Source organism: Planktotalea sp., from assembly GCF_039984035.1.
In the GTDB taxonomy this organism is placed as follows: Bacteria; Pseudomonadota; Alphaproteobacteria; order Rhodobacterales; family Rhodobacteraceae; genus Planktotalea.
In genome coordinates, this window is record NZ_JBDWVM010000104.1 from 1 (window position 1) to 25,681 (window position 25,681).

Below are 25,681 nucleotides of genomic sequence, written 5' to 3' on the forward strand. Positions count from 1 at the left end.
TACATTCTCAATTTTCGCAGTTGCGAGACATGGAATAAGAGATCTAAAATTATCAGCAGATCGCTCCGCGCTGGAGCCGCGAAGTCAACAGATACGAGAAAAACTCTCTTTCGTTTCTGGTGGTCTTGAGAGCATCGTTCTTTCTTCTTATGACGCCTTTTTGCTTCACGGGCTTTTCTTGATCCCCCCCCGGATTGATCGGCGCCACTCGTCGGCGCTTCGACAGATTTCGGTCAAGGAAATGTTGACGGAGTGCGATGCGCAAAAGTTAGCGCGACTGATTGCCTCTGGATCCAAAGCGCCGATTTTGATCAGCCCCGAGCCATTGCTGGCCGATATCGGGAATGACATTGTCCGAAAGAATTCAAATGCGCCAACTCAACCGGTCCAGTACGAGGAAGTTTGCGCCACTATTGAGGACGAGTTTGGTCAACCTGGTGTTCATTGGCTATGGCAAGACCCTTCGACCATAGGGGATCAGTTTAACACAATCAGAGAGTATAGCGTTGGTTCGGTCGCTTTGAAGGGGCTCAAAAACGCGAAGCAACACGCGTCTATAGATGTGCGCCATATGAATGATGATTATGGTCGGATTGTCTTGGAGAATGTCGTTGAGAAGTTGAGAACTCTTGTTTAGCCTCAGCGCATCAGGAAGATGCACTTGCTAACGCTTGCTTCATTTCAGGCGACCATGTCTCATGGAAGTCTGATTGATCCCAATTGAAACGTTGTCTCAGTTACTGATAACCAAGCTCGGTCCTTTAGTTCATAGGCTAAAGTGATCATAAGTGTTTGAACCACTTACCTTATAATGAACAAAAGGAATATGCTAATGGCATCGAGCAAAGTAGCCGTTGTGACAGGCGGTCTATCAGGCATGGGGCTAGCGATTGCAAAACGTTTGCACGCTGATGGCACAACGGTCGTGATTGGCGCGCGTCGTGGTGGTGATGCAGAAGCCGTTGCTGGGTTACATGCGAAAGTCGGCGCTAAGCTGGATGTCGCGCAATTGGATGTACGCGATACGGAGAGTGTCGAAGGGTTTATCACTAATGTGATCACGCAATACGGTAGTGTGGATATTTTGGTGAACACTGCAGGTGTTTATGAAGAAGAGGCCGTCATTGGCCATTCTGACAAGCTCTGGGATGACACGATCGATACAAACCTGACGGGCACGTTCAAGATGATCCGCGCGGCTATGCCGGGCATGAAGGCGCAAGGGTGGGGACGGATTATCAATCTTGCTTCCGTCGCTGCGCATAACGGAATGGCTGACAACGCGGCCTATTGTGCCTCAAAAGCTGGCCTTCTTGGTCTTGGGCGTTGTGTTTCGCTAGAAGGGGCACCGCATGGCGTGACCTGTACGAGCATCAGCCCAACCTGGGTCGAAACCGAGATGTTGAAGCAGTTCGTGGATCAAGAGATTGAAGAAACGGGTGCGACGCGTTCGGAAGTTCAGGCGAAGTATGAGGCATCTAACCCACAGGGCGCGCTTGTTCAGCCTGAAGAGATCGCCAATCTCGTTGCGTTTCTGGTTAGTGATGCAGGCCGCGCCATTACAATGGAAGACATACAGGTCAACGCCGGCTCGCTTTGGTGAGCAAGGCAGGATGCGAGAGGTAATATAATATGTTACCTAATCGGTGGAAACACGCGCATGTGACTCGCGCTTGCGGCTAAATGCTTCTATTCTCACAGTGAATCACAGACGATACGTTTTCTGAGAAGGATTGCACTGCCATGCTCACCCGTCGCCATTTTGTTATTTCCACGGCCACGTTGTTTTCTGCTCCAATTGCTAGCATTGCATCAGCGGCACCGACGTCCAAGCGTTCCAGCTGGGATGCATGGGATGCGCAAGTTACGCCTGCTGAATATGTGCCTGAGACATCTAACCCGTGGAACCTGCACCGCCGCTTCTTGCCGCAACGTGTTCAAGCGAATGCTGGTTTGAAAGTTGGTGATATCCACGTCGATGCGGTTGCACGCTATCTCTATCATATTGAAGAGGGCGGAACGGCGATGCGCTATGGCGTGGCGATTGCGCGTGGTAATCTGTACGAGCCGGGCGTCTATTCAATCCGTCGCAAAGCTAAATGGCCCACATGGACACCGACGCCTGCGATGATCAAACGCGATCCGCATCTGTATGAGCAACATGCCGACGGCATGGATGCAGGCCCTTCCAACCCTCTCGGGTCTCGTGCGCTTTATCTATATAAGGGTAATCGCGATACTTATTTGCGCATTCACGGATCGCCGAACCCGGGTTCCATCGGTGGTCGCGCCAGCTCTGGCTGCGTGCGCATGGTGATGGCGCACATTAACGGGCTCTATGAGAATGTTAACAAGGGGGTCACTGCGCATTTGCATGCAGCAGAGGATCACATCAGCGCGCAAACCTAATGCGCGCTGACGAGGCGTTTGATTAAGAGGCCGCTCTTGAGCAGATCGGCCGACCATCACTTGAGCGCAGTGGCAGGAATGTCGTCTCCACCGGGCCAATATGGCGGTAAGTGTAGCACCCATCAATTGGATCAATTTGCAGCGCGGTCAAATCTTGGCCCGCTGCAGCAATAGACAAAACACCTTCAGGTACTTCTGTGATGAACGGGCTTGCTTCGCTGACTTGTGTCGTGGATTGGCACGCGGACAGGAGTGCGGCAGCGCAGCCCATTAGTGCGATTGTCTTTTTCATGTGGACGTCCCCAGTTTAGTTTGAAAGCACTTTGGTTGGATTCGCGGGCCGAGACCAGATCAAAGCGGACATGACGTTGATTTAGCTGTGGGAGTTCGGAGTACGGGCAACACTGCTCTCGTCAGGCTGAACGAAAACCAGTATTGGACGGGTATGAGCCAAATAGAATCTCTCTTCGTGACCCGCCTGTACCGCGCAGCTCTATCTGAGTTGGGCCCGATTTCCGCCGAAGAATTAGAGGCGTCTTGCTATGCAATCGCCAGTGATGATGAGGCAGGTCAGCAATGGTGCGAGGACAATGATTTTCCGGGCTACACGTCCTATGCCTCTCTAACTGATCTGGCATGGCGCTCGCCGATCTTTAAAGACCTGATCAAAATTCTGGACGCTCATGTGGCAGCCTTTGTGGAAGACGCACAATTTGATCTGGATGGGAGAGAGCTGAAGCTGGAAGACATCTGGATCAACATCCTGCCAGAGGGCGGCATTCACACATCGCATATTCACCCGCATTCGGTGATCAGCGGCACGACCTATGTGTCCATGCCCGAGGGCGCGAGCGCGATCAAGTTTGAGGACCCGCGCAGTCAGATGATGATGGCGTCACCTGTGCGCCAGAAAGATGCACGCCGCGAGTTGAAGACCTTTGTTTATGTAGAGCCTGAAGTGGGCGATGTGCTGCTCTGGGAAAGCTGGCTACGCCATGAAGTGCCGATGAACATGGCCGAAGACGAACGCATGTCAGTCTCCTTTAACTATTCTTGGGGGTAGGGTGCGTGATATCACGCACCTTACGTTTCATCGCTTTTTGAACCCTATTTTTATAGGGTCGTAAACAAGGCTTGCGTCGCAGGTACTATGGGTCTAAACGCACAGCTTCTAGTGACCTCCACGGGATTCGTCTGTCACGCTTTGCGGCAGCCTCGTGATGTTGAAAAAGGAATAGGCTATGAACGCCAACGAACTGCGGGATAAAACGCCCGATCAGCTCCGTGAAGAGCTGGCTAATCTCAAGAAAGAAGCCTTCAACTTGCGCTTTCAGCAAGCAACAGGCGCATTGGAATCTACGGCGCGTATGCGCGGTGTGAAACGCGACGTCGCGCGTGTGAACACAGTTCTCAATGAAAAAGCAGCTGCGGCTGCAGCGGAATAAGGAAGTCTCGATATGCCTAAGCGTATTCTAAACGGCGTCGTAACTTCTGACGCAAACGCACAAACAATTACCGTATCCGTAGAGCGTCGCTTTACGCATCCGGTTCTTAAGAAAACCATTCGTAAGTCCAAAAAGTATCGGGCGCACGATGAACAGAATGCCTTCAAGGTTGGTGACAAAGTTCGGATTATCGAATGCGCACCTCGCTCGAAGACAAAGCGCTGGGAAGTGTTGGAAGCTTAAATCAAGCTTCCGGCGCTTCTTAGGAAGTGAAACCCTGGGGACACTGGCACGCATCGCCGCCCCATAGGTCCGGAGAAACCAAATGATCCAGATGCAGACAAATCTGGATGTAGCTGACAACAGCGGCGCTCGCCGTGTTCAGTGCATCAAGGTTCTGGGTGGTTCCAAACGTCGTTATGCCTCCGTTGGAGACATCATCGTCGTTTCAGTTAAGGAAGCCATCCCACGCGGTCGCGTAAAGAAAGGTGACGTGCGTAAAGCCGTCGTCGTACGTACCGCTAAAGAAGTATTCCGTGAAGATGGCACAGTGATCCGTTTTGATCGCAATGCTGCGGTAATCTTGAACAACTCTAACGAGCCAGTAGGTACACGTATCTTTGGCCCAGTTGTTCGTGAATTGCGCGCCAAGAACTTCATGAAAATCATCTCACTCGCGCCGGAGGTGCTGTGATATGGCTGCTAAGTTGAAAAAAGGCGACAAGGTCGTCGTGCTTGCTGGCAAAGACAAAGGTAAAGAGGGCACAATCAGCTCTGTTGACCCGAAAGCTGGCAAAGCAGTTGTAGATGGCATCAACATCGCCATCCGCGCAACGCGCCAGAGCCAGACGTCTCAAGGTGGACGCATCCCGAAAGCGATGCCAATCCAGCTGAGCAACCTCGCTCTTCTCGATGCAAACGGCAAAGCAACTCGCGTTGGCTTCCGCATGGAAGGTGACAAGAAAGTGCGCTTCGCAAAAACCACGGGAGACGTGATCGATGCTTGATACGAGCAACTACACACCCCGCCTGAAGGCCGCGTATAAGGACACAATCCGCGCAGCAATGAAGGAAGAGTTCGGTTACAAGAACGACATGCAAATCCCACGTTTGGACAAAATTGTTCTGAACATTGGTTGTGGCGCAGAAGCCGTTCGTGACAGCAAGAAAGCCAAATCCGCTCAGCAAGATCTGACTGCGATTGCCGGCCAAAAAGCTGTTGTAACTACAGCGAAGAAGTCCATCGCGGGTTTCCGCGTGCGTGAAGAAATGCCACTGGGTACGAAAGTTACTCTGCGCGGCGATCGCATGTATGAATTCCTCGACCGTCTGATCACCATCGCAATGCCACGTATTCGTGACTTCCGCGGTGTTTCCGGGAAAAGCTTTGACGGCCGTGGCAACTACGCCATGGGCATGAAAGAGCATATCGTATTCCCAGAGATCGAATATGACAAAGTGGACGAAGTTTGGGGGATGGACATCATCATCACCACAACTTCTGCAACCGACGCCGAAGCTAAAGCGCTGTTGAAGCATTTCAACATGCCGTTCAACAGCTAAGCGCGGGAGAGAGAATTATGGCTAAAAAAGCAATGATCGAACGCGAAAAGAAGCGTGAAGCACTTGTAGCAAAATATGCTGCGAAACGTGCTGCGCTGAAAGAAATCGCGAATGACGAATCCAAGACGATGGAAGAGCGTTTCACAGCGCGCCTGAAGCTTGCAAAACTGCCGCGCAACAGCTCGGCCACACGCTTGCACAACCGTTGCCAGCTGACTGGTCGTCCTCACGCGTATTATCGTAAACTCAAGGTTTCCCGTATTGCTCTGCGTGACCTGGCCTCCGCTGGTCAGTTGCCGGGCATGGTGAAATCGAGCTGGTAAGGAGATAAGATATGAACGATCCTATCGCCGACATGCTCACACGGATTCGCAACGCACAAATGCGTGGCAAATCCACTGTGATGACACCTGCGTCCAAGCTGCGTGCTTGGGTTCTGGATGTTCTCGCAGACGAGGGTTACATCCGCGGCTATGAGAAAATGACTGGTGAAGATGGCCATCCGGCAATCGAAATCAGCCTCAAATACTATGACGGTGTTCCTGTCATTCGCGAATTGAAGCGGGTTTCTAAGCCTGGTCGTCGCGTTTACATGGGCTCCAATGACATCCCAACAGTCCGTCAGGGCCTGGGCGTGTCGATTGTCTCCACCTCTAAAGGTGTGATGTCGGATGCATCTGCACGCTCTGCCAACGTTGGCGGCGAAGTGCTCTGCACAGTCTTCTAAGGAAAGCGTATGTCTCGAATTGGTAAAAAACCAGTCGATCTGCCATCAGGTGTTACTGCATCTGTTTCCGGTCAGACTGTTGAAGTAAAAGGCCCGAAAGGCGCTCGTAGCTTCACCGCAACCGACGATGTGACCCTCACAGTTGAGGACAACAAAGTCACAGTCACACCACGTGGCAAATCCAAGCGCGCGCGTCAGCAGTGGGGCATGTCCCGCACTCGCATCGCTAACCTTGTCACCGGTGTTACAACCGGCGCCAAGAAAGAGCTTGAGATTCACGGCGTTGGTTACCGTGCCCAGCTTGCAGGTAAAGTTGTAAAACTGAACCTCGGCCTGTCTCACGATGTTGATTTCGAAATCCCTGAGGGCGTCACAGTGACTGTTCCGAAGCCGACCGAAATCGTAATCGAAGGCAACGACGAGCAGCAAGTTGGTCAAGTCGCAGCAAACATTCGTGCGTGGCGCAAGCCTGAGCCTTACAAAGGCAAAGGTATTCGTTACAAAGGCGAGTTTATCTTCCGTAAGGAAGGCAAGAAGAAGTAAGGACCAGTCAAATGGCAAATAGCAAAAGAACTCTGTTTCTGAAGCGCCGTCTGCGCGTCCGGAACAAACTCCGCCGCGTAAACGCAGGACGCATGCGTCTTTCTGTGCACCGCAGCAACAAAAACATCAGTGTTCAGCTGATTGACGATGTTAATGGCGTAACGCTCGCTTCTGCTTCTTCTTTGGAAAAAGCATTGGGTGTTGTCGGCAAAAACAACGTTGAAGCGGCAACAAAAGTTGGCGCAGCGATTGCTGAGCGCGCGAAAAAAGCTGGCGTAGAAGAAGCATACTTCGACCGCGGCGGTTTCCTCTTTCACGGTAAGGTTAAAGCAATTGCTGACGCCGCACGTGAAGGTGGTTTGAAAATCTAAGACCTTGAGAAGAGCTCGCCTTGGCGGGCTCTTCCGATGATCCGGGGGCCTTTGGTCCACTAGGATTGAATGAAATTTAGGCGCATCGCGCCACTCATAAAAGGACTGTCCAAATGGCAGAACGTGAAAACCGCCGTGGCAACCGCCGCGACCGTGATGAAACACCGGAATTTGCGGATCGCTTGGTTGCGATTAACCGTGTTTCCAAAACTGTTAAGGGTGGTAAGCGCTTTGGCTTCGCCGCACTTGTCGTTGTTGGCGACCAAAAGGGCCGTGTAGGCTTTGGCAAAGGTAAAGCGAAGGAAGTTCCTGAAGCGATCCGTAAAGCCACAGAGCAAGCAAAGCGTCAAATGATCCGCGTTGCGCTTCGTGAAGGTCGTACGTTGCACCACGACATGGAAGGCCGTCATGGCGCTGGTAAAGTTGTGATGCGCACAGCACCACAAGGTACTGGTATCATCGCCGGTGGTCCAATGCGTGCCGTCTTCGAAATGCTCGGTGTTCAGGATGTTGTTGCGAAATCTATCGGTTCGCAAAACCCATACAACATGATCCGCGCGACCATTGATGGTCTGAAGAAAGAAAGCAGCCCTCGCTCCGTCGCTCAGCGTCGTGGCAAGAAAGTTGCAGACATTCTCAACAAAGGCGAGGCCGCACCAGCAGCCGAAGCCGCAGACGCGTAAGGACCTGACCAATGGCTAAAACTATCGTTGTAAAGCAAATCGGTTCTCCGATCCGTCGCCCAGAGAAACAGCGCCAGACGCTGATCGGCCTGGGTCTGAACAAGATGCACAAAACACGTGAGCTTGAAGACACGCCAGCAGTACGCGGCATGATCAACAAGATCCCTCACATGGTTGAGATCATCGAAGAAAAAGGCTGAAGTTAACGTAAACTGCGTGGTTTCACGCACCTTACCTTCAGTTTCAAACGCCCTCGGAGCAATCCGGGGGCGTTTTGCGTTTGTCTGATCGATGCTTTGTTGGCCTATGCATGCCTTGCAAGGCGGCTAGTTGATATTGTCTGTGGTGAGAACAAGGGCAAATTCGTAGCTACGGCCAACTTATAATTCCAAACATTGGCATCTGATATGAACACTCTGACACACGCACTTTCTAATCTCGCGAAATCCGTAAAAACGTCTTGGACCACTGGTCCATGCCCAAGCTGGACAGAATATATGCGCGAAACCTCTGAGCGCAGCTAAGCACAACGCCTTGAGCACTCTCGCTGATCTGCGCTATGGCTTGCACTGCAATCTAGGCAGCACCAGCGAGGACACTCAATGACAAAGAAAGAAGCTGCGCTTCGCGTCGACTTTGTCAGCGGGGCGGTCGCACATCGTTTGCGTTTTGGGGGTGGTCGTGGGCAGGATTTGCCCAAGGCGATGGGTCTACGCGCAGGCAAAACACCGACGGTCATTGATGCAACTGCAGGTCTGGGGCGCGATTCTTTCTTGCTCGCCTCGCTGGGCGCCAAAGTCACTATGATCGAACGCTCCGCTGAAATGCATGCGCTCTTGCAGGATGGCATGACACGGGCCGTTGAAGAGGGCGGGGGTTTTGCAGACATCTTGGGACGCATGACCTTGCTGCATGGCGATGCCAAAGATTTACTGCCGGACCTAAATGGCGATGCAATCCTGATTGATCCAATGCATCCGCCGCGCAAAAATTCGGCGTTGGTCAAGCGCGAACTCCGTCAGGTGCGCGATATTGTGGGAACTGATGAAGATTCTGCGGAGCTTTTACGCGTTGCGCTTGAACATGCTCGAAAACGAGTGGTGCTGAAATGGCCTGCAAAGGCGGATCCGATCGCAGGTGTGCGCGCCTGTTCGCATCAAATCATGGGCAAATCGACACGTTATGACGTGTTCATGCTCGGCTAGGGCGGGGCGCCTAGGTTACTTCCACTGGTTCGGCGTGACATAGACGATGCTTTCATCGGCGCTGATCATGACCTCACCATCCTGAATATTCACCTGCAGCTTCATCGACCGGCTCGCCAAATCAGCCAAAGCGTTGGTTGTCTCTTCGTTAAGATTGATCACTTGAAGATTATCAAAACGCGTCGTGCTGTTCTTGATCTTGTCCCGCCACATCTCTGCCGTGCTGCCATAGGCGTAGATGATGACCTCCTTGGCCTTGGCGCAGGATTGACGAACGATTTTTTCGCTGGGCAGGCCAAGAGCGATCCAAAGCTCCAACTCGCCGCTCAGGCTTTTTTGCCAAATGTCTGGTTCGTCGTCCGTGGACAGACCCTTCGTCATTTCCAAATGCTCATGGGCGCTCAGGGCAAAAGCCAGCAAACGGACCATCATACGCTCATCCGTTTCGGATGGATGTTTGGCGACGGTCAGCTTGTGGGTCTCGTAGTAGTGACGATCCATGTCCGAGACAGAGAGTTCGACCTTATAGATAGTAGCCTTTTGCGCCATGGAGCGTTCCAATCTTTATGTGTGCTCGTTGGGTAGTGGGTTTGGCGCGTAAGTGGAAGGGCATACCGGCTGCTTTGGACAGGTGCGTACATCGATATGCGTTCGAAGCGATCTAGAGAGCACGCCGCTAGAGAAGAGATTTTACTGCGAACGGGCAAATCAAAGGTTTTTTCTGAAAAGTCCGAAAATAGGTGTCTCCGCCCGTTGGGACGGACGACGCGGCAGGCTGGATTGGTGTTTTGTGGCTTCAACCACCACTCAGGAGACCTCCGAAAAGACGCCACTCACGAACTTTCACCCAACTAAACCTCCAAAAAGACGCGCGGCTTCGCGAGCACGCATTCCTCGTTAGTGCCACCGCGCATACTGAAATCAAAGAAAGATACATCAATGAAGAAACTCATTATTTTAGCTACACTTGGTCTTTGTGCCTGTGAAACACCGGCGGAAATCGCGGCGCGTGAGCAGCTAGACGGCGCCTGCGTTGCAGGTGATTTGCAGGCCTGTGAGGCTGTTCAAGAGCGGGTCGCCGCTGAAAAGCTCGCCCTCGCGACGTCCCTTATTGGACTTTAAGGTTAGGGAAGTACTCAGCTCTAAGTAAAATTTTGGGCGGTTGCGTGAACAGATTTCTTGCGAAGCGCACCGCCCAATAGCGGCGCTTTCTCGCCCCCGATATTGCAAGCTTGCAGATCAAGCCTCAGCTGTGCACTTCTCCTCCATTGAAAAGAAAGGTTTAACAGGCGCTATATGATTTTGGTAAACTCCATAGGTTTGATCACGTCAGGCGTTTGTTTGTTTTGCGCGCATCTTTTGTTGCTGCGCAGGCTTGATACTGAAGTCTACTTGCCGCTTGCGCTGTTGTTCCTATTCGAAGGGTTAGCGATTGGGTTTGGCGTTCTAGTGCAAATCTACGATCCTGACAGTACAGGCCATCTCTTCCGCGCGAGTGTTATTATCGGCGGTTTGGAACTCGCGTCTCCATTCCTTTTCTGGGCCTATGTTCGTGCGCTCACGACAGAGGGGCAGGCGGAGCGCATTCCAAAGTTGCGCTATCATATTGCGCCCATCCTTCTTGTCTTGGCTGCGTTCTGGTCGCTTCTGTTTTTGCCGTCCGATTTTGATGCTTCAGAATATACTGACGATGATTTGCGGTTGATCGGTATCGTATTGATCGCCTTTGTGGTCGTGTTGGCCGATATCGTCTTTAAGGCAATGATCGCGACTTATGTGTATCTCACCATTCGTCGCCTCATCGCGTATCGCACGCGCCTAAGGGACGTTTTTGCGAGCACCGAAAACAGAGAACTGACTTGGATCTGGGTGATCATCGTCTGTATTGTGATCTACTTATCTGCCAGCATAGCGTTCACAGCATCAGTGCTCTTGGGCGTGTTTGCGGAAAATTCCTATGAAGATCATCTGCAAGTTTTCGATGCGACCGCACTGCTGTTTATGTTCTGGATCATTGGTGTGTGGGGGTTGCGCCAACGCCCGGGACTAACGCGCCAACCTGTTATCACCCCTGAACAGCCTGACGCGTCTGCGGCTCGAAAATATGAAAAATCCGCTCTCGATGCTGAGCGTTTAGAACGTATTGCAGCGAAGGTTGAGACCGCAATGTCACAAGATTTGCTCTACCGTGATCCCAACCTATCACTTTGGGATTTGTCCAAACGTATCGGGGTGACAGGGCATTACGTGTCACAAGCCTTGAACATGCATTTGAACAAAAGCTTTTTTGACGTGGTGAATGGCTGGCGGATCAAGGATGCGGTTAAGCAGTTGAATACGTCAGATGAGACAATCCTCGTGATCGCTTATGACGTAGGCTTCAATTCGCGCTCTGCGTTTTACAAAGCGTTTAAACGTGAAACGGGGAAGACGCCGTCTGACTTGCGAAAGTAGAGCCAAGTGCTCTGACGCCTTCCTAGAAGCTGCGGTAATTCAAGCGCTCCGCTTAAGGATGCTCGCAAAAAAGGCACATCGAATTTTTTGCGAAAAAGGCGCGCGAAAACGTGAGATCGAACTTGCAAATGCTGCGATGCGGCGTATTGACGAAATCATGCCAACACCGATGACGATAAAGCTAAATTCCATTGCACATACGCCGTTAGAAGATGCCCAAGGGCTTTTCAGCGGTTGCTTTTTGATATCCGTGGGGCTTGTCTTTCTGACGCACCTAGGCTTTCTCACAGGGCAAATGGCGGGTATCGCGTTGCTTATCGCCTATCCGACGGGTTGGTCTTTTGGGGCAGTCTTTTTTCTCATTAACGTCCCGTTTTATGCCTTTGCCTATAAGCGTTTAGGACTTGAGTTTACGTTGAAAAGTCTTTTCTGCGTGACTGCCGTTTCGGTGCTTTCTGACAATCTCGCGCTGCACATCGTATTTGAGAGCTTAAATCCGCTTGTCGGAACACTTGCCTTCGGTGTGAGTGTTGGCTTCGGCATATTAGCCTGCATTCGCCATAAAGGTTCGCTCGGCGGCGTTGGTGTGGTGGCGATTGTCATACAGGATAGCTTTGGTTTCAAAGCGGGATATACGCAGCTCATCGTCGATGTAATCATTTTCGCAATTGCGATGTTCATTTTCCCTGCGAGCGTGATTGCATATTCTTTGCTTGGGGCGGTGGTATTGAATGGGGTGATCGCATTTAATCATCGACGCGATCGGTATGTGGCGCCTTAAGCGCGCGGCAAAGGGTCTTGATGCCCTTTGAAAACTGCCTGAGCCGACGCGCGAGACAGAGCCAAGTTTCGTGTCTTGGAATGAGGTTTCCCCTCTTGCTCCATACCCCTCAGCGTTCTATACGCCCCCAGTGGCAATCCGTGCCACGCATAGAATCAATCATACGCCGTGTTCGGCCACTCCCGTCGCTGGGGGTCGCATCCGGCAAAGGAGAAGCGACATGAAACTGAATGAACTGCACGACAATCCAGGTGCCACGAAACGACGCAAGCGTATTGGCCGCGGTGTGGGTTCCGGCATGGGTAAGACTGGTGGCCGTGGTATCAAAGGTCAAAAGTCCCGCTCAGGTGTAGCGATCAAAGGCTTTGAAGGCGGTCAAATGCCGATCTACCAACGCCTTCCTAAGCGCGGTTTCAACAACATCAACGCCAAGACACACGCTGTTGTGAACCTCGGCTTGATCCAGAAATTCGTAGATGCAGGCAAAATCGACGCCAAAGAAGCAATCACCGAAGAATCATTGGTGGCTTCCGGTCTCGTTCGCCGCATCAAAGACGGTGTTCGCGTTCTTGCGAAGGGCGAAGTGACGTCCAAATTGAACATCACAGTCACTGGCGCATCTAAGTCTGCAATCGCAGCGGTAGAAAAAGCTGGCGGCTCACTTACGGTCACAAAAACGACTGCGGCTGAATAACAGGTTGTTACGGGCCGCTAGGCCCACTACATACCTCTAGACGTTTTCCAAAATGCCGCCTGAGCTGAAAACGCTTCGGTGGCATTTTTCATTAGAAGAGAGCCGTTCATGGTATCTGCAGCAGAACAAATGGCAGCCAACACAAGTTGGTCCGCACTTGGTAAAGCAACCGATCTTCGCAATCGCATCCTGTTCACGCTCGGTCTGTTGATCGTTTACCGTTTGGGCACGTTTATTCCTGTCCCGGGTATCGACGGCGCCGCATTGCGTGAATTTATGGAGCAAGCGGGACAGGGCATCGGGGGCATGGTCTCCATGTTCACAGGTGGTGCGCTGGGTCGAATGGGTATCTTTGCCCTCGGTATCATGCCGTATATTTCGGCATCGATTATCGTTCAGTTGCTGACCTCAATGGTTCCTGCGCTTGAACAGCTCAAGAAAGAAGGCCAGCAAGGCCAAAAGAAAATCAACCAATACACGCGTTACGGCACGGTCGCCTTGGCGACGATGCAGGCCTATGGCCTTGCGGTCAGCCTAGAAGCGGGTGGTTTGGTCACGGAAGGCGGCATGTTCTTCCGTATTGCCTGCCTGATTACACTGGTTGGTGGCACCATGTTCCTGATGTGGCTCGGTGAGCAGATCACCGCTCGCGGCATCGGTAACGGTATTTCCTTGATCATCTTTGTCGGCATTATTGCCGAAGTTCCTGCCGCTTTGGCACAGTTCTTCGCATCTGGCCGTTCCGGCGCGATCAGCCCAGCCGTGATTGTCGGGGTTATCCTAATGGTGGTCGTCACCATTGCCTTTGTAGTGTTCATGGAGCGTGCGCTCCGTAAGATCCATATCCAGTATCCGCGCCGTCAAGTTGGCATGCGTGTGCAGGAAGGTTCTTCTTCGCACCTTCCCGTTAAAGTGAACCCAGCGGGCGTTATTCCAGCGATCTTCGCAAGCTCACTGCTGCTCTTGCCTGCAACGATCTCGACATTCTCGGGCAACTCAACAGGTCCAGTCATGTCGACGCTTCTGGCGTACTTTGGACCAGGCCAGCCGCTGTACCTGTTGTTCTTCGCGGCGATGATCGTGTTCTTCACATTCTTCTACACCTTCAACGTTTCCTTCAAAGTGGACGACGTTGCGGACAACCTGAAAAACCAGAACGGTTTTGTTCCAGGTGTGCGCCCGGGCAAGAAGACGGCAGAATACCTCGAATTCGTTGTGTCCCGCATCTTGGCGCTTGGCGCGGCTTACCTGACATTGGTTTGCTTGCTGCCAGAAGTTATTCGCGGCCAGTTCGCAATCCCATTCTATTTTGGTGGTACATCAGTATTGATCGTTGTTTCGGTCACCATGGATACCATTCAACAGGTGCAGAGCCACTTACTCGCGCATCAGTATGAAGGTTTGATCCAGAAATCTCAGCTGCGCGGTAAGGGCGGCAAAGGACGTAAGAAACGGAGCCCAGTCAACCGATGACCAATATTATTCTTCTAGGACCACCCGGAGCGGGTAAGGGAACACAAGCACAAATGCTTGTGGAAGATCGCAACATGGTTCAGCTGAGCACCGGCGATATGCTGCGCGAAGCGAAAGACAGCGGCACAGAAATGGGCAAAGTTGTTGCGGACGTCATGGCGCGCGGTGATCTGGTAACAGATGAAATCGTGATCGGTCTGATCCGTGAAAAGCTTGAGGGCGACAAAACTGGCGGTTTCATCTTTGACGGCTTCCCACGCACTTTGGCTCAAGCGGATGCTTTGGCTGAGTTGATGGAAGAGCAGGGCGAAACGCTTGACCACGCGATTGAGTTGCAAGTCAACGACGACGTGTTGGTCGACCGCATTGTTGGCCGCGCTGCGGAAGCTGCGGCTGCGGGCAAACCTGTACGTGCGGACGATAACGAGGAAAGCCTGAAGATCCGTTTGATGGCCTACTACAAACAGACGTCTCCGCTGATCGGTTACTACCACGCCAAAGGTCTGCTTAAAGGCGTTGACGGCCTCGGCACGATGGACGGCGTTAAAGCAGAGATCGCTGGCGTTCTCGGTTAAGCGGTGGTTCCGGTCGCAACTCCTGAGGAGTTGAAACCCCTTGAAAAAGAGTTTGGCGAATTGCTCGCCAAACGAAAAAGTCTTTATTGGTATAATATTTTAGATGCAATTTCTGTTGCGGTCGTAATTTGCTCTATGCCTGTTGCTCTGTCGAACTGGATCATCTTTGCGCCGATATTGATCTTTTGTTTGGTCGTTTTTTGGTTGGGGCAAGCAAAACGCGATACCGATGCGCGCTTGAAAGAAATTGGAACGATCTTTGAACGCCGAGGCCTCGCAATTCTGAATGATCCGGCGAACAACGTCACTGTTTACCTCAAGAACAGCGATGAACAGAAAAAATGAATGCTATCGAGCTTCCTGCCGAAATCGAAAAACTAGCAGACGAACATGCGACCTCACTAAAGGATCGGTCTAGATTGTATCGGCGGTCTTGGTTCCTTTTGATGACGCCTATTGTGATCGTTGGCGTTATAGTCATTCGATTTGGAGTGGTAGGGGAAGAATTTTGGACTTGGTATTGCTTCCCTTGTCTTGTTCTGGCGGTTTTTTTTCGAATTGTGTGTTCGGCGGTTGCCACTCTGGAAGCAAACGAGCAGCGTTGTTCGGGAAATGAAAATGAAATCGAGAGACTTGGCTTCGAACTCTCCCCCCGAATTTTCCGAAAACCGAAGATCATCCAAAGCAAATGATGGTTCAGAGACCTTGACGATCGCTTTCGCTAACACCCTATTGACCAACCCATAAAAAACTCATAACCACCCTTATCTCTTATGAGAATCAAATGCCTGAGACGGGTAGCTCCCATCAAAGGCAGATCACCTGATCAGCTTTAAGCCCTCGGCCAACCCGCCTTGGGCTTTATGTTGTGAAAAAAGGGTCTGGAATCACGGACCCGCAACGAAAAGGAAGTTCCACTTGGCACGTATTGCCGGCGTAAACATCCCGACCCACAAACGGGTCCCGATCGCCCTCACATATATCACAGGTATTGGCCCAGCCTCTGCCAAAGCAATTTGCGAAGCTGTTAAAATCGACGAAACACGTCGCGTTAACGAGCTTTCCGATGCAGAAGTTCTCGCGGTTCGTGAGCACATCGATGCAACGTTCACAGTTGAAGGCGACCTTCGCCGTGAAACTCAGATGAATATCAAGCGTCTGATGGACCTCGGTTGCTACCGCGGCCTGCGTCACCGTCGTAACCTGCCCGTTCGTGGTCAGCGTACATCTACAAACGCTCGTACTCGCAAAGGTCCTGCAAAGGCCATTGCTGGTAAGAAGAAATAAGGGAGGACTGATCAATGGCTCGTGAAGCAAAACGTACCAAAAAGAAGGTCTCCAAGAACATCGCCGCTGGCGTTGCTCACGTGAACTCTTCGTTCAACAACACAAAGATCCTTATCTCTGACGTTCAGGGTAACGCGATCTCATGGTCCTCTGCGGGCACGATGGGCTTCCGTGGCTCACGTAAGTCCACGCCATACGCGGCGCAGATGGCTGCTGAAGATGCTGGCCGCAAGGCTGCAGAGCACGGCGTGAAAACGCTGGAAGTTGAAGTTCAAGGTCCAGGTTCTGGTCGTGAGAGCGCGCTTCGTGCCCTTGCAGCTGCTGGCTTCAACATCACGTCCATCCGCGACGTGACGCCTATGGCTCACAACGGTTGCCGCCCACCAAAGCGTCGCCGCGTTTAAGCATCAAGATTACCTATGGAGGCTGCGTGTCCACGCGGCCTCTATTTCGTCATTTTAACCTCGAGCGTTTTGGTCTTTTGGACATGAGGTCGAAACAAGGATGGAGGGACGTATGATCCACAAAAATTGGGCAGAACTGATCAAGCCGACACAGCTTGAAGTCAAGCCAGGCAATGATCCTGCACGTCAGGCGACTGTTGTTGCTGAACCACTTGAGCGCGGCTTTGGCCTCACGCTTGGCAACGCATTGCGCCGTGTTCTGATGAGCTCGCTGCAAGGCGCGGCGATCACATCCGTTCAGATCGACAACGTATTGCACGAATTCTCTAGCGTTGCTGGTGTTCGCGAAGATGTCACAGACATCGTTTTGAACCTTAAAGGCGTCAGCCTGCGCATGGAAGTTGAAGGCCCTAAGCGTCTTTCAATCAATGCAAAAGGTCCTGGCATCGTGACAGCGGGTGACATTTCTGACTCCGCCGGTATCGAAGTTCTGAACCGTGAGCACGTGATCTGCCACCTCGATGATGGTGCAGATGTTTACATGGAACTGACCGTGAATACGGGCAAGGGCTATGTCGCTGCTGACAAAAACAAGCCAGAAGATGCACCAATCGGTCTTATCCCGATCGATGCGATCTACTCGCCTGTTAAGAAAGTATCGTACGATGTACAGCCGACCCGTGAAGGTCAGGTTCTCGACTATGATAAACTGACAATGAAAGTCGAAACAGACGGCTCTTTGACACCTGACGACGCGGTTGCATACGCAGCGCGCATTCTTCAGGATCAGCTGTCTATCTTCGTCAACTTCGACGAACCTGAATCAGCGTCTGCAAAAGACGAGGATGATGGTCTCGAGTTCAACCCACTTCTGCTGAAGAAAGTGGACGAGCTGGAACTGTCTGTCCGTTCCGCGAACTGCCTGAAGAACGACAACATCGTTTACATCGGCGATCTGATCCAGAAAACCGAAGCGGAAATGCTGCGTACGCCAAACTTCGGCCGCAAGTCTTTGAACGAGATCAAAGAAGTGCTGTCAGGTATGGGCTTGCACCTCGGCATGGACGTAGAGGACTGGCCACCGGACAACATCGAAGATCTCGCGAAGAAATTCGAAGACGCCTTTTAAGATATCGTAGGGTGCGTGATACCACGCACCTTACTTTTACGACTGGGTCAGTCACGACCCCAAGGAGAGCAATAGGCACGCACCTGTTGCCAGACAAAGCAAAAACGCCCGTAGAGGGCACATTAGGAGAAGACACATGCGTCACGCAAAAGGTTACCGCCGCCTAAACCGTACTCACGAGCACCGTAAAGCGCTCTGGGCAAACATGGCTGGCTCGCTCATCGAGCATGAGCAAATCAAAACAACATTGCCAAAAGCTAAAGAACTCAAGCGTATCATGGATAAGCTGATCACGGTTGGCAAACGCGCCGATCTGCACGCGCGCCGGCAGGCCGCAGCGCAGTTGAAAGAAGACAAGGACGTTGCAAAACTGTGCGAAATCCTCGGCCCACGCTATGCAGACCGTCCAGGTGGTTACACACGCGTTCTTAAAGCGGGTTTCCGTTATGGTGACATGGCGCCAATGGCGATCATCGAACTGGTTGACCGCGACGTAGACGCGAAAGGCGCGGCTGACAAAGCGCGCGTTGCTGCGGAAGCAGACGCGGACGAGTAAACCGCTCTAACGGTTTTAGGATTTGAAAGGCCCTCGCGCACAGCGGGGGCCTTTTGCGTTTAAAAGGGCGAAAGCTAAGCGCTAGGTTTTTAGGTCTGGAAACCCATAAAGCTGCGCAGGATTGTCCACGAGTATTTTACGACGAAGTTCAGCATCGCATCCCCAATCGCGCAGTTGATCTAACAAATCTCCATCATTCGGCATGACGCCGACATGCCGCACATGGGGCCAATCGGACCCCCAGAGCAACCGTGATGGGTTAACTTGCAAAAGGGCCTGCGCCATGTCGGTGATGTCCGTATAGGGAAACCTGTCCAAGGCGCTGATACGATAGGGGCCCGTCAGCTTGACCCAGGTTTGACCGCGCTCAAACGCTGTCAGAAACCGACGAAACCCAGGATCGCCCGCACCCTTTTTTACATTAGTGTATCCAAGATGACCAAAGACAACAGGCACGTGTGAGGCCGATAGAACGGCATCAATGTCATCAAAGGTTTCGACATGCGCCAGAAATTCGATATGCCACCCTAGATCAGCTATGCGCGCGGTGAAGGCGAGTGCCTCTTCGATCGAGGAAAATGTCATCCCGCCGCTATCCACCACGTTCACCCGAATGCCGCGTGCACCTGCTGCATGAAACGCTTCAAGCTCACTATCGGTGACGTCACTCGACACGGAAATTACAGCGCGAAGGCGGTCTGGCTCTGCACTCGAAACAGCCAGCGTCGCTGCATTGTCTTCGCCATAAACGCTCGGCTGGATCACGACTGCGCGCTCCAAGCCTAAAGCCCCTGAAACGACATTGAAATCGCTGATCACAAGAGGCGGGGGCGTGTAACTACGATCTGGGACATAGCGATGTTCGTGCCCAGACGGGAAAATATGAAAGTGGGTATCACAGGCGCCGCTGGGCATTTCAAAACTCGGGCCGTGAGGGTTAGCGTCTGGCGCTAGACAAAAGGGGATGTCGTCCTTTGAATGTGACATGTTGCTTGCTTCTCTCTTTCGCGTTTTGACGGCTAGCTTCTAGTCAATGCGATCTTTTCAACTGTCGCAAGTAATTTGACTTCAACGTCCTTCGGTAAGGTTTTCGCGTTCTTTCGCTCAACACACATATTGCGGCTGCGCTTCCTCTTGCACCTTGTGCACGCAACTCTCATATCTCTAGCAACTCACGAAAAGAGGAATTCTATGGTTCGCGCTCTGATCTTTGCCCTGTGTGTTGCAGTGCCATTCGCCGCAAAAGCGGAAAACGTCGTCCCAACCAGCCAAGCTCAGATTTCGTTAAGCTTTGCGCCTTTGGTCAAGCAAGCGGCGCCGGCTGTCGTCAATATTTACGCGAAACGCATCGTGCAAACCCGCGCGTCGGCCAGCCCCTTTGCGTCTGACCCTTTCTTTCAGAATTTCTTTGGTGATCTGGGACCGAGCCGACCGCAGGTGCAAAATTCGCTTGGCTCTGGTGTGATCCTGTCCAGTGACGGCTATGTTGTATCAAACTATCACGTTGTCGGTCAGGCCACTGACATTCGCGTTGTTCTGAAGGACCGGCGCGAATTTTCCGCAGAAGTGATCCTCGGTGATGAAGCCAGTGATCTCGCAATTTTACGTCTCAAAAATATGGATGAGGCAACGGACAACCTTCCATTTTTAAACTTACGAGACAGCAACACAGTTGAAGTCGGTGAACTGGTGCTCGCCATCGGCAACCCCTTTGGCGTTGGCCAAACTGTGTCGAGCGGGATCATTTCAGGGCTTGCACGGTCAGGCAAAGTCACTGGCAACGCGCGCGGTTATTTTATGCAAACCGATGCGCCGATCAATCCAGGTAACTCAGGCGGTGCTTTGATTGGCATGGATGGTGCGTTGATCGGCGTGAATACGGCGATTGTGACGCGTTCCGGTGGCTCAAACGGGATTGGCTTTGCGATCCCAGCCGCGATGGTTGAACAGTTTATCGAACAAGCGCGCGCAGGGGCGACCCTTTTCCAACGCCCTTGGGCTGGCATGGGCGGGCAAACCGTTGATGCTGACCTTGCGCAATCGCTCGGGCTTGATCGTTCGGGTGGCATGGCGATTACCCAATTGCAAGATGGCAGTCCCTTCGCGGCCGCTGGTCTGGCCGTGGGCGATGTTATCACAGCAGCGAATGGGTTGGAGGTGAATTCACCGTCTGAAATGCTCTATTATATGACCATTGCAGGCATGGGATCTAAAATCGAAGTGAGTTTTGTTCACAACGGTCAGGAAGCTAGCACAACGGTCGCAATGATCGGCCCGCCGGATATCCCTGCGCATGAAGAAGTCATTCTAGAAGAAGATGAGGTCTTACCGCTTCTTAAGCTTGCAAATGTGAATCCAGCAGTGCTGTCCGAACATCAACTCCCACTGCTCCCAGAAGGTGTCGTCGTGTTGGATACAGGGCCATTTGGGGGACGGGTTGGTTTGCAAAAGGGCGATATTCTGCGCGAAATCAATGGCGATACGATTGAAACACCGCGCGCCGCTCAAAAAGCGTTCCGAGATGCGCGCCGTTCGGTGTCGATGGTTGTTGAACGTGGTGGTCAATTGGTGCTGCTCCGGTTTAGGCTCTGAGGTATGAGCGATCTATTTAGCAGCGGCGCAGCAACGCCTGATCAGGGCCAAGCGCCGCAAAAAGGGCCGCGTCCGCTGGCGGATCGACTGCGCCCGCAAAAGCTGGCGGACGTTATAGGGCAGCGGCAAGTGCTCGGCGAGGGCGCGCCATTAGAGGTGATGCTTTCATCGGGATCGCTGACGTCTTTAATCTTTTGGGGTCCCCCCGGTGTTGGCAAAACGACCATCGCGCGGCTTTTGGCCCATGAAACAGAGCTACAGTTCGTTCAGATCAGTGCGATTTTTACTGGCATGCCGGACCTGCGCAAAGTCTTTGAAGCGGCAAAGATCAGGCGGCAAAACGGGCAGGGGACATTGCTGTTCGTCGACGAAATCCATCGTTTCAACAAGGCGCAGCAAGACGGGTTTTTGCCCCATATGGAAGATGGCACCATCTTGCTGGTAGGCGCGACGACGGAAAACCCCAGCTTTGAACTGAACTCAGCTGTGATGTCACGGGCGCAGGTTTTGGTGCTGGAACGCCTTGATCTGGCGGACCTTGAACGCATGGCGCAGCGGGCAGAACAAGAGTTACAAACAGAGCTGCCGCTCGATGGCCCTGCGCGGGAAGCGCTGCTGGAAATGGCCGATGGGGATGGGCGGGCTTTGCTCAATCTCGTTGAGCAGGTCGCTGCTTGGAAGACTGATCACAAGTTAACACCGCCTGAGCTCAGCAAACGACTGCAACGCCGCGCTGCGCAATATGACAAATCGGGCGATGCGCATTACAATTTGATCTCGGCCTTGCATAAATCGGTGCGCGGCTCTGATCCTGACGCGGCGCTCTATTGGTTCGCACGGATGCTAGAGGGCGGGGAAGACCCACGTTACCTCGCGCGGCGTATCTTGCGCATGGCGGTTGAGGATATTGGCCTTGCCGATCCGCAAGCGCAATCTGTCTGCCTACAAAGCTGGGAAACCTACGAACGGCTTGGCTCGCCCGAAGGGGAGCTGGCCTTGGCACAAGCGTTGACCTATCTCGCGCTCGCCCCGAAATCGAATGGGGTCTATGTGGGCTACAAAGCGGCGCGGCGCGCGGCGAAGGAAACCGGATCGAAACCACCGCCCAAGCATATCTTGAATGCGCCGACGTCCTTGATGAAGGATCAGGGGTATGGCGACGGCTATGCCTATGATCACGATGCGGAAGACGGGTTTTCTGGTCAGAACTATTTCCCTGACGGGATGGAACGTCCCAAGCTTTATGCGCCTGTGGAGCGCGGGTTTGAGCGGGAACTGATCAAGCGGCAGGATTACTTTGATAATCTACGTGCAAAGCGCAAAACGTAAGGCGCGCCCAACGCGCTAAACTTGACTCTGGGCACGCGGCGCGCGACATGGGCGCATGTTACTCAATGTTTCTCTGGTCGCCCTTGGCGGCGCGCTCGGATCGAGCCTGCGATACCTATCAGGGCTCGCGCTCACCAAGGCGTTTCCTATGAGCTTTCCCATCGGGGTCTTGCCGGTAAATGTTCTGGGGTCGTTTCTGATGGGCGTCTTTGTTGTGTTCGCGCACCAAAAGGGCTTCACGCTGGCGAACCTCTTTGTCATGACCGGATTGCTTGGTGGATTTACCACGTTCTCGGCCTTTTCACTGGAAGCTGTAACACTGATGGAACGCGGGCAAATGGGCCAAGCGGCATTATATATGGGGCTGTCATTGGTCCTGTCGATTTTGGGTTTGATGGCTGGATTGGCCGTCGCGAGAGGAATATGGGCATGAGCCGCGTTCAAACGATTACGATTGAAGAAGATGACGGCGATCAGCGTCTTGACCGCTTCCTGAAACGCAAGTTCCCCCAAGTGACGCAAGGCATGGTCGAAAAGATGTGCCGCAAGGGTGAGCTGCGTCTCGATGGCAGCCGCGTCAAAGCGAACACGCGTGTGCAAGAAGGCCAGCAATTGCGCATCCCACCATTGCCCGATAGCGCCGCGCCGAAACATGCCGCGCCGAGCAAGGTGAGCGCTGCCGATACGAAATTCATCCGCAATTGCGTGATCTATAAAGACGATCATGTCATTGCGCTCAATAAGCCTGCGGGCCTGCCTGTTCAGGGCGGCACGGGTCACGCGCGTCATGTTGATAGCCTCTCTGAAGCGTTGATGTATGACTATGAAGAACGTCCGCGCCTTGTGCACCGTTTGGACAAAGATACGTCCGGTGTTTTGATCCTCGGGCGCACGCGTCGCGCGGCCTCTGATCTGACGGCGGCGTTCCGTCACCGCGCCACGCGCAAGATTTATTGGGCGGCGATTGCCGGCGTTCCAAATCCACGCATGGGCACGATCAAATATGGTTTGATGAAAGCGCCCGGTCACGGTGCACGCGGTGAAGGGGAGAAGATGATCTGTATCCATCCCCGCGAAGTGGATCAGACCGAAGGCGCGAAGCGTGCTTTGACCGATTACGCGGTTCTGGAAACCGCAGGGCAGCGCACGTCTTGGTGCGCGCTTATCCCGATCACGGGGCGAACACACCAATTGCGCGCGCATATGGCGGAGATGGGTCACCCAATCGTAGGCGATGGTAAATATGGTGGCTCAGGTCAGGAGAACCTTGGCGATGGTTGGGGCGCGCAGCTTGGCGGCGATCTGAGCAAAAAGCTGCATCTCCATGCGCGATCTTTGCAAATCGAACACCCAGCGACCAAAGCGATCCTTCACATCACCGCGCCGTTGCCAGATCACATGCAGCGCACGTGGGACACATTTGCGTGGGACCCAAAAGAGGTTCCTGAAGATCCGTTCGAAGAGCTGATGTAATGCGGCTGCGCGCTGTTATTTTCGATGTGGATGGCACGCTTGTAGACAGTCAGGCGGACATCGTGGGCGCGATGGAGGCGGCGTTTGTCGCTGAAGGTCTGGACGCTCCAAGCAAAGACGCAATTCTCAGCACCGTTGGTCTGTCGCTTGATGTAGCACTGCCGATCCTTGCGCCAGATCAAAGCGAAGAGATCTGCACGCGCATGGTGCAAGGCTATAAAGACGCCTACATGGAGCTGCGCCGTGCTCAGGGCGCTGAAATTTCTTCGCCGCTTTATGACGGCGCGCGCGCGGCGCTTGAACGATTGAAGGCGCAGGACGAACTATTGCTCGGCGTTGCGACCGGAAAATCACGACGTGGATTGGATAAACTGATCGAGGCACATGCGCTGGAGGGGTATTTCCTGACGCGCCAAGTCGCGGATGATCATCCGAGTAAGCCGAACCCTTCGATGCTGTTCCAAGCGATGCGTGATTTGGGCGTCGACACCAAGGATAGCGTGATGATCGGGGATACGAGTTTCGACAAGGATATGGCGCAGTCCGCAGGTCTGCATTTCATCGGCGTAACTTGGGGCTATCACGATAAAGCGCGGCTCGCGGGAGCAGACGTTTTGATCGATCGATTCGATCAACTCGAAGATGCGCTTGAGACAATTTGGAGTAAGAACGATGTCTGACTGGAAAATGAAGCGATTCTGGGAAAAGGCAGCGGCAATTGAAGTTGAGGGCGGTTTCACCGTCCATCTTGATGGCAGACCGATTCGCACACCGGGCAAAGCGCTGCTGAACGTGCCAACCCTGGCCATGGCTGAAGCAATGGCTGCTGAATGGGACGCTCAAGAGAAAGAAATTGATCCTAATTCAATGCCGTTCACAAAATCCGCGAATTCGGCCGTTGATAAAGTCACGCCGCAATTTGAGGCAGTGGCTGATATGCTTGGTGAATATGCGGGCACAGATCTTTTGTGCTACCGCGCGACACAGCCCGAGGCACTGATTAAGCGGCAAGCGGAAGTCTGGGATCCGCTTTTGGCTTGGTGCAAAGAAACCTTTGATGCAGCGCTCTTACCAGTGTCTGGCGTTATGTTTGCGGCCCAAGAAGAATCAAGTCTGATCAAGCTTCGAGATGTGCTTTCTGAGATGAATCCATTCGAATTAACCGGCATGCATGACCTCATTACATTGCCCGGCTCATTTGTGATCGGGCTCGCTGCTATGCGTAATTTTGCATCTCCTGACGAATTATGGGAAATTTCACGTCTCGATGAGCGTTACCAGCAAGAACAATGGGGCCTTGATGAGGACGCAGAAGACATGGCGAACATCAAAAAAATCGCCTTTAATCATGCGCATAGCTTCTTTCAAATGAGCACGGCTTAAAGGCACTGCCACCAAATTTTGATGCGGAAATAGACAGCGTTGCTTGACCTAGGGTCGCCTTGCTCAATTTCACATTGTTTTGGCTTTGTTGGTCTTGACGTTTGTATCAACTTACGAGCAAACTTGTATGCACTAAGGGGCACATTCACCCCATTGGTACGAAACCTTGCGATTAATCGCGGGAAGAACCGTTCAAAAAGGACGGGTAATCAGGAAGAGGTAAAAATGAAAAAATCAGTATTTCTCGGTGCTCTGACAATCGCTGGCCTTGCGGCCGGTGCAGCAGCAGCCGGCACGCTTGACGATGTTAAAGCGCGCGGCAAGCTGAACTGCGGCGTGACCACAGGTCTCGTTGGTTTTGCGGCACCAGACGCGAACGGCGAATGGCAGGGCTTTGACGTAGGCGTATGCCGCGCGGTTGCAGCTGCTGTTTTGGGTGATCCATCCGCTGTGGAATTCGTTCCAACAACGGGTAAAACACGTTTCACAGCACTCGCATCTGGCGAAATCGACATGCTGGCGCGTAACACAACATGGACGTTCTCTCGTGACGTTGACCTGAAGTTTGAATTCGTAGGTGTTAACTACTACGACGGTCAGGGCTT

The 25,681-nt window shown here is 52.8% G+C and carries 37 protein-coding genes; 34 read left to right on the forward strand and 3 right to left on the reverse strand.

Features of this window, described 5'->3' with window-relative positions; all coding sequences use genetic code 11:
• The 3 genes from ABJQ89_RS04480 to ABJQ89_RS04490 form a co-directional block, all read left to right on the forward strand.
• A partial coding sequence (locus ABJQ89_RS04480) for a hypothetical protein (RefSeq protein WP_348495068.1) occupies positions 1 to 637 on the forward strand: 637 nt, incomplete at its 5' end.
• Between the two features lie 195 nt (positions 638 to 832).
• On the forward strand, positions 833 to 1,603 hold the full coding sequence (locus ABJQ89_RS04485; protein ID WP_348495069.1) for an SDR family oxidoreductase: 771 nt from the start codon (positions 833 to 835) through the stop codon (positions 1,601 to 1,603).
• A gap of 140 nt (positions 1,604 to 1,743) precedes the next feature.
• Positions 1,744 to 2,409 (forward strand): L,D-transpeptidase, encoded by a 666-nt coding sequence (locus tag ABJQ89_RS04490; RefSeq protein WP_348495070.1) that lies wholly within the window; start codon positions 1,744 to 1,746, stop codon positions 2,407 to 2,409.
• 22 nt (positions 2,410 to 2,431) lie between these two features.
• Here the strand turns inward: ABJQ89_RS04490 and ABJQ89_RS04495 are convergent, their stop codons facing one another.
• Positions 2,432 to 2,701 carry a hypothetical protein gene (locus ABJQ89_RS04495; protein WP_348495071.1) on the reverse strand — a complete coding sequence of 90 codons (270 nt, stop codon included), beginning with the start codon at positions 2,699 to 2,701 and terminating at the stop codon, positions 2,432 to 2,434.
• Positions 2,702 to 2,854: 153 nt separating this feature from the next.
• Here ABJQ89_RS04495 and ABJQ89_RS04500 point away from each other — a divergent pair, with 153 nt between their 5' ends.
• From ABJQ89_RS04500 to ABJQ89_RS04560, 13 genes are all read left to right on the forward strand, one after another.
• The gene (locus tag ABJQ89_RS04500) at positions 2,855 to 3,472 is read left to right on the forward strand and encodes a TIGR02466 family protein (protein ID WP_348495072.1); all 618 of its coding nucleotides are present in this window, start codon (positions 2,855 to 2,857) and stop codon (positions 3,470 to 3,472) included.
• A 178-nt stretch (positions 3,473 to 3,650) separates the two neighbouring features.
• Positions 3,651 to 3,854 (forward strand): 50S ribosomal protein L29, encoded by a 204-nt coding sequence (gene rpmC, locus ABJQ89_RS04505; RefSeq protein ID WP_348495073.1) that lies wholly within the window; start codon positions 3,651 to 3,653, stop codon positions 3,852 to 3,854.
• Between the two features lie 12 nt (positions 3,855 to 3,866).
• Complete coding sequence (gene rpsQ, locus ABJQ89_RS04510) at positions 3,867 to 4,097, forward strand: 30S ribosomal protein S17 (RefSeq protein WP_009828361.1); 231 nt, start codon at positions 3,867 to 3,869, stop codon at positions 4,095 to 4,097.
• A gap of 82 nt (positions 4,098 to 4,179) precedes the next feature.
• A complete protein-coding gene (gene rplN / locus ABJQ89_RS04515) occupies positions 4,180 to 4,548 on the forward strand; it encodes a 50S ribosomal protein L14 (RefSeq protein WP_348495074.1) in 369 nt (122 codons plus the stop codon).
• Between the two features lies 1 nt (position 4,549).
• Positions 4,550 to 4,861, forward strand: a complete 312-nt coding sequence (rplX, locus tag ABJQ89_RS04520) for a 50S ribosomal protein L24 (protein ID WP_348495075.1) — start codon at positions 4,550 to 4,552, stop codon at positions 4,859 to 4,861.
• Entirely contained in the window at positions 4,854 to 5,417 is a 564-nt protein-coding gene (rplE, locus tag ABJQ89_RS04525) for a 50S ribosomal protein L5 (RefSeq protein ID WP_348495076.1), read from the forward strand. The genes rplX and rplE overlap by 8 nt, the downstream gene beginning before the upstream one ends.
• 17 nt (positions 5,418 to 5,434) lie before the next feature.
• The gene (gene rpsN / locus ABJQ89_RS04530; RefSeq protein ID WP_348495077.1) at positions 5,435 to 5,740 is read left to right on the forward strand and encodes a 30S ribosomal protein S14; all 306 of its coding nucleotides are present in this window, start codon (positions 5,435 to 5,437) and stop codon (positions 5,738 to 5,740) included.
• 11 nt (positions 5,741 to 5,751) lie between these two features.
• Positions 5,752 to 6,144: a 30S ribosomal protein S8 gene (gene rpsH / locus ABJQ89_RS04535; RefSeq protein WP_348495078.1), complete on the forward strand. Its 393-nt coding sequence runs from the start codon at positions 5,752 to 5,754 to the stop codon at positions 6,142 to 6,144.
• Between the two features lie 9 nt (positions 6,145 to 6,153).
• A complete protein-coding gene (gene rplF / locus ABJQ89_RS04540) occupies positions 6,154 to 6,687 on the forward strand; it encodes a 50S ribosomal protein L6 (RefSeq protein ID WP_348495079.1) in 534 nt (177 codons plus the stop codon).
• A gap of 11 nt (positions 6,688 to 6,698) precedes the next feature.
• Complete coding sequence (gene rplR / locus ABJQ89_RS04545) at positions 6,699 to 7,058, forward strand: 50S ribosomal protein L18 (protein WP_348495080.1); 360 nt, start codon at positions 6,699 to 6,701, stop codon at positions 7,056 to 7,058.
• A 113-nt stretch (positions 7,059 to 7,171) separates the two neighbouring features.
• Positions 7,172 to 7,741, forward strand: a complete 570-nt coding sequence (gene rpsE / locus ABJQ89_RS04550) for a 30S ribosomal protein S5 (RefSeq protein ID WP_348495081.1) — start codon at positions 7,172 to 7,174, stop codon at positions 7,739 to 7,741.
• A gap of 11 nt (positions 7,742 to 7,752) precedes the next feature.
• Positions 7,753 to 7,941 carry a 50S ribosomal protein L30 gene (rpmD, locus tag ABJQ89_RS04555; RefSeq protein WP_348495082.1) on the forward strand — a complete coding sequence of 63 codons (189 nt, stop codon included), beginning with the start codon at positions 7,753 to 7,755 and terminating at the stop codon, positions 7,939 to 7,941.
• A 369-nt stretch (positions 7,942 to 8,310) separates the two neighbouring features.
• On the forward strand, positions 8,311 to 8,946 hold the full coding sequence (locus ABJQ89_RS04560) for a class I SAM-dependent methyltransferase (protein WP_348495103.1): 636 nt from the start codon (positions 8,311 to 8,313) through the stop codon (positions 8,944 to 8,946).
• A 15-nt stretch (positions 8,947 to 8,961) separates the two neighbouring features.
• Here the strand turns inward: ABJQ89_RS04560 and ABJQ89_RS04565 are convergent, their stop codons facing one another.
• Positions 8,962 to 9,495: a YaeQ family protein gene (locus tag ABJQ89_RS04565; RefSeq protein WP_348495083.1), complete on the reverse strand. Its 534-nt coding sequence runs from the start codon at positions 9,493 to 9,495 to the stop codon at positions 8,962 to 8,964.
• 390 nt (positions 9,496 to 9,885) lie between these two features.
• On the opposite strand from ABJQ89_RS04565, the gene ABJQ89_RS04570 reads away from it, so the two are divergent.
• From ABJQ89_RS04570 to rplQ, 11 genes are all read left to right on the forward strand, one after another.
• Positions 9,886 to 10,068, forward strand: a complete 183-nt coding sequence (locus tag ABJQ89_RS04570; RefSeq protein ID WP_348495084.1) for a hypothetical protein — start codon at positions 9,886 to 9,888, stop codon at positions 10,066 to 10,068.
• Between the two features lie 174 nt (positions 10,069 to 10,242).
• Positions 10,243 to 11,400 carry a helix-turn-helix transcriptional regulator gene (locus ABJQ89_RS04575; RefSeq protein ID WP_348495085.1) on the forward strand — a complete coding sequence of 386 codons (1,158 nt, stop codon included), beginning with the start codon at positions 10,243 to 10,245 and terminating at the stop codon, positions 11,398 to 11,400.
• 136 nt (positions 11,401 to 11,536) lie between these two features.
• Entirely contained in the window at positions 11,537 to 12,181 is a 645-nt protein-coding gene (locus tag ABJQ89_RS04580; protein WP_348495086.1) for a YitT family protein, read from the forward strand.
• A gap of 220 nt (positions 12,182 to 12,401) precedes the next feature.
• Positions 12,402 to 12,875 carry a 50S ribosomal protein L15 gene (rplO, locus tag ABJQ89_RS04585; protein ID WP_348495087.1) on the forward strand — a complete coding sequence of 158 codons (474 nt, stop codon included), beginning with the start codon at positions 12,402 to 12,404 and terminating at the stop codon, positions 12,873 to 12,875.
• Between the two features lie 108 nt (positions 12,876 to 12,983).
• Positions 12,984 to 14,348 carry a preprotein translocase subunit SecY gene (gene secY, locus ABJQ89_RS04590; RefSeq protein ID WP_348495088.1) on the forward strand — a complete coding sequence of 455 codons (1,365 nt, stop codon included), beginning with the start codon at positions 12,984 to 12,986 and terminating at the stop codon, positions 14,346 to 14,348.
• Positions 14,345 to 14,923, forward strand: a complete 579-nt coding sequence (locus ABJQ89_RS04595; RefSeq protein ID WP_348495089.1) for an adenylate kinase — start codon at positions 14,345 to 14,347, stop codon at positions 14,921 to 14,923. Before secY ends, ABJQ89_RS04595 begins: the two co-directional genes overlap by 4 nt.
• Positions 14,924 to 14,953: 30 nt before the next feature.
• Positions 14,954 to 15,268, forward strand: a complete 315-nt coding sequence (locus tag ABJQ89_RS04600; RefSeq protein ID WP_348495090.1) for a hypothetical protein — start codon at positions 14,954 to 14,956, stop codon at positions 15,266 to 15,268.
• Between the two features lie 573 nt (positions 15,269 to 15,841).
• Positions 15,842 to 16,210 (forward strand): 30S ribosomal protein S13, encoded by a 369-nt coding sequence (gene rpsM / locus ABJQ89_RS04605; RefSeq protein WP_348495091.1) that lies wholly within the window; start codon positions 15,842 to 15,844, stop codon positions 16,208 to 16,210.
• Between the two features lie 14 nt (positions 16,211 to 16,224).
• The gene (gene rpsK / locus ABJQ89_RS04610) at positions 16,225 to 16,614 is read left to right on the forward strand and encodes a 30S ribosomal protein S11 (protein WP_348495092.1); all 390 of its coding nucleotides are present in this window, start codon (positions 16,225 to 16,227) and stop codon (positions 16,612 to 16,614) included.
• 112 nt (positions 16,615 to 16,726) lie between these two features.
• Positions 16,727 to 17,743, forward strand: a complete 1,017-nt coding sequence (locus ABJQ89_RS04615; protein ID WP_348495093.1) for a DNA-directed RNA polymerase subunit alpha — start codon at positions 16,727 to 16,729, stop codon at positions 17,741 to 17,743.
• A 136-nt stretch (positions 17,744 to 17,879) separates the two neighbouring features.
• On the forward strand, positions 17,880 to 18,299 hold the full coding sequence (gene rplQ, locus ABJQ89_RS04620; protein ID WP_348495094.1) for a 50S ribosomal protein L17: 420 nt from the start codon (positions 17,880 to 17,882) through the stop codon (positions 18,297 to 18,299).
• Between the two features lie 81 nt (positions 18,300 to 18,380).
• Here rplQ and ABJQ89_RS04625 read toward each other — a convergent pair whose 3' ends face one another.
• Entirely contained in the window at positions 18,381 to 19,286 is a 906-nt protein-coding gene (locus ABJQ89_RS04625) for an amidohydrolase family protein (protein WP_348495095.1), read from the reverse strand.
• A 204-nt stretch (positions 19,287 to 19,490) separates the two neighbouring features.
• On the opposite strand from ABJQ89_RS04625, the gene ABJQ89_RS04630 reads away from it, so the two are divergent.
• The 7 genes from ABJQ89_RS04630 to ABJQ89_RS04660 form a co-directional block, all read left to right on the forward strand.
• A complete protein-coding gene (locus tag ABJQ89_RS04630; RefSeq protein ID WP_348495096.1) occupies positions 19,491 to 20,891 on the forward strand; it encodes a trypsin-like peptidase domain-containing protein in 1,401 nt (466 codons plus the stop codon).
• A gap of 3 nt (positions 20,892 to 20,894) precedes the next feature.
• Positions 20,895 to 22,220, forward strand: coding sequence for a replication-associated recombination protein A (locus tag ABJQ89_RS04635; RefSeq protein WP_348495097.1), 1,326 nt, complete (start codon positions 20,895 to 20,897; stop codon positions 22,218 to 22,220).
• Positions 22,221 to 22,275: 55 nt separating this feature from the next.
• Positions 22,276 to 22,653 carry a fluoride efflux transporter CrcB gene (gene crcB, locus ABJQ89_RS04640; protein WP_348495098.1) on the forward strand — a complete coding sequence of 126 codons (378 nt, stop codon included), beginning with the start codon at positions 22,276 to 22,278 and terminating at the stop codon, positions 22,651 to 22,653.
• The gene (locus ABJQ89_RS04645; protein ID WP_348495099.1) at positions 22,650 to 23,693 is read left to right on the forward strand and encodes an RluA family pseudouridine synthase; all 1,044 of its coding nucleotides are present in this window, start codon (positions 22,650 to 22,652) and stop codon (positions 23,691 to 23,693) included. Before crcB ends, ABJQ89_RS04645 begins: the two co-directional genes overlap by 4 nt.
• Positions 23,693 to 24,373, forward strand: a complete 681-nt coding sequence (locus ABJQ89_RS04650; protein ID WP_348495100.1) for an HAD-IA family hydrolase — start codon at positions 23,693 to 23,695, stop codon at positions 24,371 to 24,373. Before ABJQ89_RS04645 ends, ABJQ89_RS04650 begins: the two co-directional genes overlap by 1 nt.
• Entirely contained in the window at positions 24,366 to 25,076 is a 711-nt protein-coding gene (locus ABJQ89_RS04655; protein ID WP_348495101.1) for an ATP12 family protein, read from the forward strand. Before ABJQ89_RS04650 ends, ABJQ89_RS04655 begins: the two co-directional genes overlap by 8 nt.
• A 225-nt stretch (positions 25,077 to 25,301) precedes the next feature.
• On the forward strand, positions 25,302 to 25,681 hold a 380-nt coding region (locus ABJQ89_RS04660; protein ID WP_348495102.1), incomplete at its 3' end, for a transporter substrate-binding domain-containing protein.